Origin of the sequence: Paenibacillus lupini (assembly GCF_011761355.1) — a bacterium.
Taxonomy (GTDB): domain Bacteria; phylum Bacillota; class Bacilli; order Paenibacillales; family Paenibacillaceae; genus Pristimantibacillus; species Pristimantibacillus lupini.
In genome coordinates this window covers 1-7,578 of record NZ_JAASRW010000018.1, presented here as the reverse complement: position 1 = coordinate 7,578, position 7,578 = coordinate 1, and the positions used below count along the sequence as shown (strand labels likewise).

Sequence of the window (7,578 nt, the reverse complement as noted above, 5' to 3'; positions counted from 1 at the left end):
AGGAATGAAAGGGCTATGACCCGTTGAGACATGGGAGCGATAATCGCTAAGGCGAAGTGGAGACGTGCACATAATGGAACAATATGGGTAATTTCTATGTACCCTTATTTCCTCATGCCCATTCGCCAATCTTCTAGCCATCGGCTCTCCCCTCATCCTTTTCTTCAATTTAATTAGGATGAAATCCTGCGAATTCATGAGTCTGAGTGAGGAAATTGAATCACTTCGAGGGAGTTCAATCCTGAACGCTTATTCAGAACTAAAGTCATGCAAGTAATAAACAAAATCCCACCAAGGCCTAATAGAATGCTTCCACTCCACTTAATTTGTTCTATAAATCCTTGTAACATGATATTGTACTGGCCTGTATCCATACTGCCCTGCATTTTCTCAATCATATATTCACTCACTTTTTCAGTGCCCCATAAAACAGAGTTATTTAATTGTATATAACCCACGATTATTACGACTACTGAGACAGCTAGTAAAAATTGCACAACGACTTTATTATTAAATGCGTTCAACTCTAACACACCCCCATAAAATGGATATTCTACCATACATCCGTGTATACGAGTTGGAGGCTAGATAAGTTGCGCTAAACTGCCCTTTAATAAAAAAGAGCAGCTGCCGTTGTAGCAAACTGCTCTGGATTGTTGAACTAAAGTTCCCAGTTAGCCATAAAGGCATCAGATCTTTATTGACCGGAAGCAGTAGGCTCCCATCATTCATTTTAATTCTTAGGCTCTGTTAATGTTGATTGTTGATTATCCTCCAAACCAAACCTCCATCAAAATAAGTGTCTTTTTCAACGTTTAATTTAACACTTTTATTAGAACTCGAGTACCCTGGTTCTTCATTTATAATGTATAGAGTATTTTCATTTTTCCATTCCATAGAAAAGTTTCTATTTGCATCACTATGATAAACAGTCTTTATTTTGTTCTTATCATGATAAGTAATTTCTACCCATAAGTTAACTCCACCAGCGGCTCCGCCATAATTTTTATAGAAAGCATTAGCAGTATATTTGCCGGTTGGGGATTCCACAGGTCCTTTATAAAATTCACCTTCAACGTTATCAAATGTAAAAAAGTATGTATTGTATATCACTTGTGTTGAAACGATACCAATTCCTATGAGAGTTGCAATTAACAGTTTTTTAGGAAAAGGCTTTTTTTTGATAAAGAAAACAAATAGTTTAAAACAAAATATTAAAAATAATAGAACTGTAATGAGAGAAAGGATGAAGAAACCTAATAAGTATAAATAATTAATAGTAATTCCTCCAGTCGATGTGTCCACATATTCCTTACAGTTTAAGTAACGGAACCAAGTGGATTAATGTTTTAAATAATTGAGGGCTACCCTTAGGTTCAACAAAAGAAGCAGCCGTTTACTTGCCAGCTGCTGTCTATGGTATGGTGTTAAACTAATGTTCCTCGTTTAGCTTAAGATTTTTGCCACTGATTTGCTTTTTCTTGAAGATCATCTTGTAAATTAGCAGCGTTTTTTACGTCATCCCAAATTTGTGTGTGATACTTTTTAGGAAACATTAATTTTGTTGACTCGTTGAATTCGTCCCCATCTTTTGGTTCTTTATAACTGGTAATAGTATAAACACCTTTCACTTCCTTCAATTTTACTACCGCGGGAAGGGAATGACCATTCACACTATTTCTGCTGTTTTTATTGAACCCGCCGTAAAGTGAGTATATATATACGGTAATTTCATTCCCTGTTTCAGTAGATCCATACACTTTATGAACTTCAAATGCCTTGTCAGAATTCGAATAGACATCTTTGTATTGATCGACAATGTAATTAGAGATTGCTTCGTTCACAGATTGATCTAACTCAAGATTTTCAGCAGAGGAAGAACAACTTTGAAGAAGAAAAACAGAGATTAATAGAATTAAAAAGTGTTTTGCCATAGAAGGGTCTCCTTTAAAATCCAAAAATTGTATTTAAGCCTTAAACGATCAAATTTACTATAAAGTTGCGCTAATCTACCTTATACCTTATCAAAGCTGCCGATTGTGCATCGGCAGCTTCAACAGTTTGGCTTTTCAACTTCCCTGCCCTTTCGCTAATAAAAAATAGAGCAGCTGCCGTGTGGCAATCTGCTCCTTGTTAATTTAAAGTTCCCAGTTAGCTCAACGCCTTTTGACTCTTTAAAAATAGAGCAATAGCGTTCACTCCAATTAATGTAAATAAGTAGAGGATTAAACCTGCAATAATGACTAAGCCCGAAACCGGATTAGGGTCATCTGCCGGATTATTAATCGGAAATTGTAATGCAAATACATGAATGTATAGCCAGTAATACGGAACCCATGTTACTGATAAAAACAAGTTAGCCTTCCTTATACGAAGAAATTGGTTTTTAAACATGAGTACGAACGTAACTATTAATAAAATAAAGCATACTAGAGCCATAATCGTATTAACCTTGTCCAGGGCTGCCATTTCAATCCCTGTAATTCGATTAATTCTATAGATATTAACCAGCAATTCACTCGTTATGAATGGCAATAAAGCAAAGACAGCGCTCAAAGCAATCATTTTAAGAAAGTAACGCACTATCTTTCCCTCCTAATCTCGTATAGACTTTTACCATTTATACGGCTAAGGTTTATTGGATGTTGCTTGGTCCCCCCAATATAATGCTGGATTACCCTCAACATCAAAATTGCATATTATCAAGGTCCAGTGCCACTTGATTCAATGTACCATCCAATGGGAGTTTTTTTGAGCCATATAGACGATAATTCAATTGATGGAACCGCATAAAAACTATACATTGGTCCCTTTTGAACATATGAAAATACATGAAGGGGATTAGTGAAAAGTAAATGCCTTCTCACAGCTAGTTCTGGAGTACATGCAGGGAAAAATAGTATGTAAATAGCTGCGAGTGATAAGAAACTATATAAGATTATTTTTTTTGGTTTACTCAACTGTATTAGCCTCCTTTCATTTGTGTTATTTCAGAGTATAGTGGAAATATCCACATATTGGAGCTAACCTACCCTTTAGCTTAACGCGGATTCCAGTCCATGTCAGCATCCACGTCTGAAGAATAGGCACAGTGATAGCCGTAAGAATTACTTACAATATGGTGATCGTGTCGTATGCCTGTTTTTAAAATGAATATAAAAAATAAACCGCCCTTTCTTAAAAGACAGTTTACTTTTGAGGTATTATTTGTTTTCGTTAATTATCGATTCAGCAATAGTTATAATGGTGTCGTCATCAAAATTATTAAAATCCATCGTTATTGAACCCTTGGTTTTGTTATAGATTAGAAGTGTATGTTCACCAACTTTAGTCCTCTCAACGAGTTCAGTGCCTACTGTAATCATTCCATTGTCTAACTCTTCGGGTAGATTGCTATGTGTGATTAAAATAGATGTGTCGCCTTGATACGGTCCGTATAAAATTTTTCTTTCATTGTTGCCTTTTTCACCATTCGAAAGCTTCTCTAGTTTTCCTTTGTTTTTGGTGTATGCGATAACAACTTTCTGATTGTCACCGATAAATTTACCCTGTTCATCCTTTGGTGGGAAAACGTGTTGCACGGAACTAATTTCATATCCAACAATTGTAGGTATTTTAAAAGAGGATGCTATTTGATCTACATTCTTTTGCGCTTCAGCTAATTCATCTTTCGAACCATTTTTTTGACATCCTGAAATTAATAATACAATCGCTAAAAAGAATATGAATCCAAATTTGTTCATAATATCGCCCTTCATTTTTGATTTTACATTTTAGAAAAGTCCAGTGCATATAAGTTATATATTCATTAAATCCTTGTCAGCCCTTTACTATTCCTTTTTTTGGGATCACTGGTCATTAAGTATATACGCAATGAAACCTCTATTTGTTGCGCTAAACTGCCCATTACTTCACTGAACGAAACAGCCGATCTATGCTGGCTGCCGTCGTTTCTTATGAAGCTATCGTTCTTACGTTAGCGCAATGAACTATTTTTTCTTGCCCTCCAGAGAAAATAGTGTTTCCTTGACTCTTCCACTCGGTTAACATCCAGGAGCCAATGTCCTCGGATGACAATATATATATCGTTACCACTCGACGCCTGTTCGTCAATGGCTGCCCAGAGCCACATGCGCTAAAAGCGACGAAAATTGAACCGAGCATCACGACAATTCCTCCGACCTTACTCATGAAATAATAGAAGTCGCTCGGCTCGGGGTTCTCGTACATCAGCCGCTGCGGAGATAGACGGAACAATAAATCCTGGAAGGCTTGGTACCGGAAATTACACCAACCAAAGATCAACAAGCCAAGGGCCAGAAACAGAAACCCTGGCATGCCTCGTTTGACATGGTAATCAGGGTAAGCCGCACTTACGAGCGCTGACGGCGTAAAATCTTCTTCCCCTTCCTCCTTGATCCGCTCGCCGTTAACGTACACCTGAGTAACCATGACGATATTGCCTTTGTCATCGTAGCTCAAGAGCATGCCATTGTTATCCTCGACGATGTAGACATGGCCGTTCGGGTAGGTCACACGAAACTTGGTCGAGTAAGATACGCTTTTGTCCGCAATCGCATAGGACTGCCCGCCGATGATTAAAGTGCGGTGCAGTTCGTCGTCGGTGCGTACTTGGACGGGACCGGACGTGCTGCTATGATAGGTGACTAGACGGTTTTGCTCGCCGGCAAATTTGTACGTATCCTCATACAGGTAGAAGACACGATCCGTGAAATAGGATTTCGACAAAATGCCTGTCAAGATAGACACGAGGAGCACGGAGACGAAGAAAATAGAACCAGGCGTTTTCATTTTTCGGAATAAAGCCGGTCGGGTAGAAATATGCGCTCATCCTTTCTGCTTTATCCCTTTTACGTCCTAATGAGAGAGGCGGTTGCAAGCATTTATGCAAGGATATAAACGTCCTGACGATTTACAATCAAGCTTAAGGCAGCTGACCATCATGCCAGCTGCCTTCTTAAACTAATGTTCCTCGTTAGTTGAACGCTCACTTCGATGGTAAATATTCTTGAGGGGGGTTATCGAATCCATCCCAGAAGAACCAAAGTCTTTTACACTCCTCGCAAACAAAGAACATTTTCATTTGAGTGTAAAGCTCTTCAGAATCAACTAGCCCCTGCACTTTATCGTAATCAACGTCTGAGATAAAATTGTATTGGATATTACATGGGATGTCCCCGAATCGTAGAATATTCCCACAACTACAAAGCATTTTGGGCATTACTCACCCTCCTTATTGGTAACTTCACTATCGTTCCTTGTAGTTTAATTCCTTTTAGCAGCTTTTTGAATTTGTGACTCTATGTTATCAATTCTCTTTTGTGCTTTTTCTTTAATATAATCTAACGATTTACTCCATTTCTTTATCTTATTTGTTTCATGATTCCATATGTAGACATCAGGAAACAGTAACGTTGAATTCGACTTTTTAAGTACCAACTGATTCCCTGTATCGCCAGATGCTATTGAAATAAGTTCATCGTGCATGTAATCCCAACGTGCTTTTGTGTTTTCGTAAACTATATGGTTTGAAGTTTTTCGAGGATTAGATTTATCAAAAACGGGGTAAAATCGCCAGCCTCCTGGTAGTTCCAATCCATTTGATACCTTCCAAATCTCATTTAATTGTTCGGGAAATTCCACTCCTAGTTCTTCTGCGGCCACCTTTATCTTTTCATCAGTGACACCAAGATTTAGGGAAGTCACTTCACTGGTTTTATTTGTCTTCATTTTCGCACCACCTCACCTTAAATGTATCTCGTCAACTAAATTTGTACAATCATCTTATAACTTTTCGAATAATCTATCAGTAAAGAAGCCGCCGATCGTGTCGGCAGCTTCATCACTGGTGTTTTTTAACTATCGCTCTTCTTTAGTGTAACGTTCGACTAATGAATTAATCTCGTCAGCCAATTTGAGTATTTGTCTCCATACAGATGAATACCTCACCGCATTAATATTCCATTCATCACTCTGTTGTAACTCTAAAAATTCACTTCTTAAAATCAGGCTTTTATTCATAACCTCATCATTAATTAACCCAGCTTCAAATAGCTTCTGTAAATTGTCACGATGTAAAAATGAAACTGCGCCTATGTCGAACTGTTCAAAGATGTTATATCCAATTACGGAATCATTCGAACTTAGTAAGTAAGTTCCACAGCTCTTCATCGTATTAATGTAAAACTCATATAATTTTTCTAGTGTAATAGTCATCATCAAATAAATTCACCCTGCATTTGAATTGAGGAATACCCCATTCTCAAGGGATTTCTCTCAAAAATTGTACCACATATTGGAACTAATCTCCCTCTATGGAGAATCGTTTTTCTCTTAAATTCGCTTGTTTTCGTAGGTTTTGAACGTTTTTCTTTCGTGCCAGACAACCGTTGAATGGAATAAGGTTGTAGAAGATGTAAAATATGGGGCGAAGAAGGTGCAAAAATACATCCACCCAGACCACTCACTTTAAAAAGTGGACATTCTGGATATATATGGTCGCACCTTTGGATCTCCACTTAGGCTCATGGCGGTCAACCCTCCCATGTCTCACAGAGTCTTCGCTCCCACATTCCTTCATTCAACCTGTCCATGAGGTGGAGGCCGGATATGCTGCCCGACAGGATCTTCGTCCGTATGTTAGTTCTGTTCCGACTCATCCGTGCTTCAATTGTCTGTACCTTTTATTGATGTTCGACTTCTATGAAAACATTGAATCTAAGCTGCTAACGACACTGCCGTGTACCTTGGGATATCCTGCAACATCTTTTCTTCACTGAACTGATGCCCCTTCTTCAAGACCCCAAAGAGAATTCGAATCAGCTTGTTGCATAGCGCAATGAGCGACTGCATCTTTTTTAAGGGATTATCTGGCCGTTTGGTATAGTATTGATGCAATGCCTTAAACGCACAGTTCTTAGCCACCAGTGGCATCATGACGCGAAATAGCAGCGCTCGTAGTCGCTTACGACCTCGCTTCGTGATCTTCGTTTGTCCCTTGTGTTTACCGGACGTGTTTTCTTTTAGGTTCAAACCGGCGAGTTTAATGATTTGTTTCGGATGCCGGTAATGCGTAATGTCGCCAACTTCAGCGAGGAAACCGGCTATACTGTCCCGGCCAATGCCTTTTATGTCCAGTAATTGCTTCACATGGGGGATTTGCTCCAAGAGCTCATCTAGCCTTGCCTCAAGCTCTTCAAACTTACTCTCAAGCAACTCGTACTGTGTTAACAACAGTTGAAGCTCTAATTTTGCTAGTGCGTTCCCTTCTCGTATACCAACAGAACGGCTTGCCGCTGCTTTCAGACTTCTCATACGCTCGATGCCGAGACCTCGCTTGGCAACCTTTCTGAGGTGACTCAGCAAGGCTTCCTCAGACTCAGAAACCAGCTCATGCGGCAACAAACAAAGACTGAGCATTTGGCGTGCTGACTTGCATTCCCAGTCCTTAAATACCGTGAGAAACTCTGGAAAGTACCGATCCAACCAGTTATGAACGCGGCCTTGCACCACGCGCAGGTCAGTCGACAGATGATCGCGAATTTTCATCGCTTCCCT

At 39.2% G+C, this 7,578-nt stretch carries 9 protein-coding genes; all 9 read right to left on the bottom strand.

Annotation, left to right across the window (positions count from 1 at the left end; all coding sequences use genetic code 11):
• Positions 1–194: 194 nt before the first annotated feature.
• The gene (locus FHS17_RS30250) at positions 195–524 is read right to left on the bottom strand and encodes a hypothetical protein (RefSeq protein WP_167283195.1); all 330 of its coding nucleotides are present in this window, start codon (positions 522–524) and stop codon (positions 195–197) included.
• Between the two features lie 226 nt (positions 525–750).
• Positions 751–1,305 carry a DUF5412 family protein gene (locus FHS17_RS30245; RefSeq protein ID WP_341805952.1) on the bottom strand — a complete coding sequence of 185 codons (555 nt, stop codon included), beginning with the start codon at positions 1,303–1,305 and terminating at the stop codon, positions 751–753.
• A 146-nt stretch (positions 1,306–1,451) separates the two neighbouring features.
• Positions 1,452–1,934: a hypothetical protein gene (locus tag FHS17_RS30240; RefSeq protein WP_167283193.1), complete on the bottom strand. Its 483-nt coding sequence runs from the start codon at positions 1,932–1,934 to the stop codon at positions 1,452–1,454.
• 217 nt (positions 1,935–2,151) lie between these two features.
• Positions 2,152–2,583, bottom strand: a complete 432-nt coding sequence (locus FHS17_RS30235) for a hypothetical protein (protein ID WP_167283191.1) — start codon at positions 2,581–2,583, stop codon at positions 2,152–2,154.
• A 620-nt stretch (positions 2,584–3,203) separates the two neighbouring features.
• Positions 3,204–3,743, bottom strand: a complete 540-nt coding sequence (locus FHS17_RS30230) for a hypothetical protein (protein ID WP_167283189.1) — start codon at positions 3,741–3,743, stop codon at positions 3,204–3,206.
• A gap of 211 nt (positions 3,744–3,954) precedes the next feature.
• The gene (locus FHS17_RS30225; RefSeq protein ID WP_167283187.1) at positions 3,955–4,812 is read right to left on the bottom strand and encodes a DUF6199 family natural product biosynthesis protein; all 858 of its coding nucleotides are present in this window, start codon (positions 4,810–4,812) and stop codon (positions 3,955–3,957) included.
• Positions 4,813–5,286: 474 nt separating this feature from the next.
• Positions 5,287–5,751 carry an SMI1/KNR4 family protein gene (locus FHS17_RS30220; RefSeq protein WP_167283185.1) on the bottom strand — a complete coding sequence of 155 codons (465 nt, stop codon included), beginning with the start codon at positions 5,749–5,751 and terminating at the stop codon, positions 5,287–5,289.
• 129 nt (positions 5,752–5,880) lie between these two features.
• Complete coding sequence (locus tag FHS17_RS30215; RefSeq protein WP_167283183.1) at positions 5,881–6,240, bottom strand: hypothetical protein; 360 nt, start codon at positions 6,238–6,240, stop codon at positions 5,881–5,883.
• A gap of 498 nt (positions 6,241–6,738) precedes the next feature.
• The coding region (locus FHS17_RS30210) for a transposase (protein WP_167283181.1) at positions 6,739–7,578 on the bottom strand (840 nt) is incomplete at its 5' end.

What these genes read in the sequence shown, in the direction of transcription:
- FHS17_RS30240 (WP_167283193.1), bottom strand. Translation starts at nt 1,934, where the DNA reads ATGGCAAAACACTTTTTAATTCTATTAATCTCTGTTTTTCTTCTTCAA.
- FHS17_RS30230 (WP_167283189.1), bottom strand. Translation starts at nt 3,743, where the DNA reads ATGAACAAATTTGGATTCATATTCTTTTTAGCGATTGTATTATTAATT.
- FHS17_RS30225 (WP_167283187.1), bottom strand. Translation starts at nt 4,812, where the DNA reads ATGAAAACGCCTGGTTCTATTTTCTTCGTCTCCGTGCTCCTCGTGTCT.
- FHS17_RS30220 (WP_167283185.1), bottom strand. Translation starts at nt 5,751, where the DNA reads ATGAAGACAAATAAAACCAGTGAAGTGACTTCCCTAAATCTTGGTGTC.
- FHS17_RS30215 (WP_167283183.1), bottom strand. Translation starts at nt 6,240, where the DNA reads ATGATGACTATTACACTAGAAAAATTATATGAGTTTTACATTAATACG.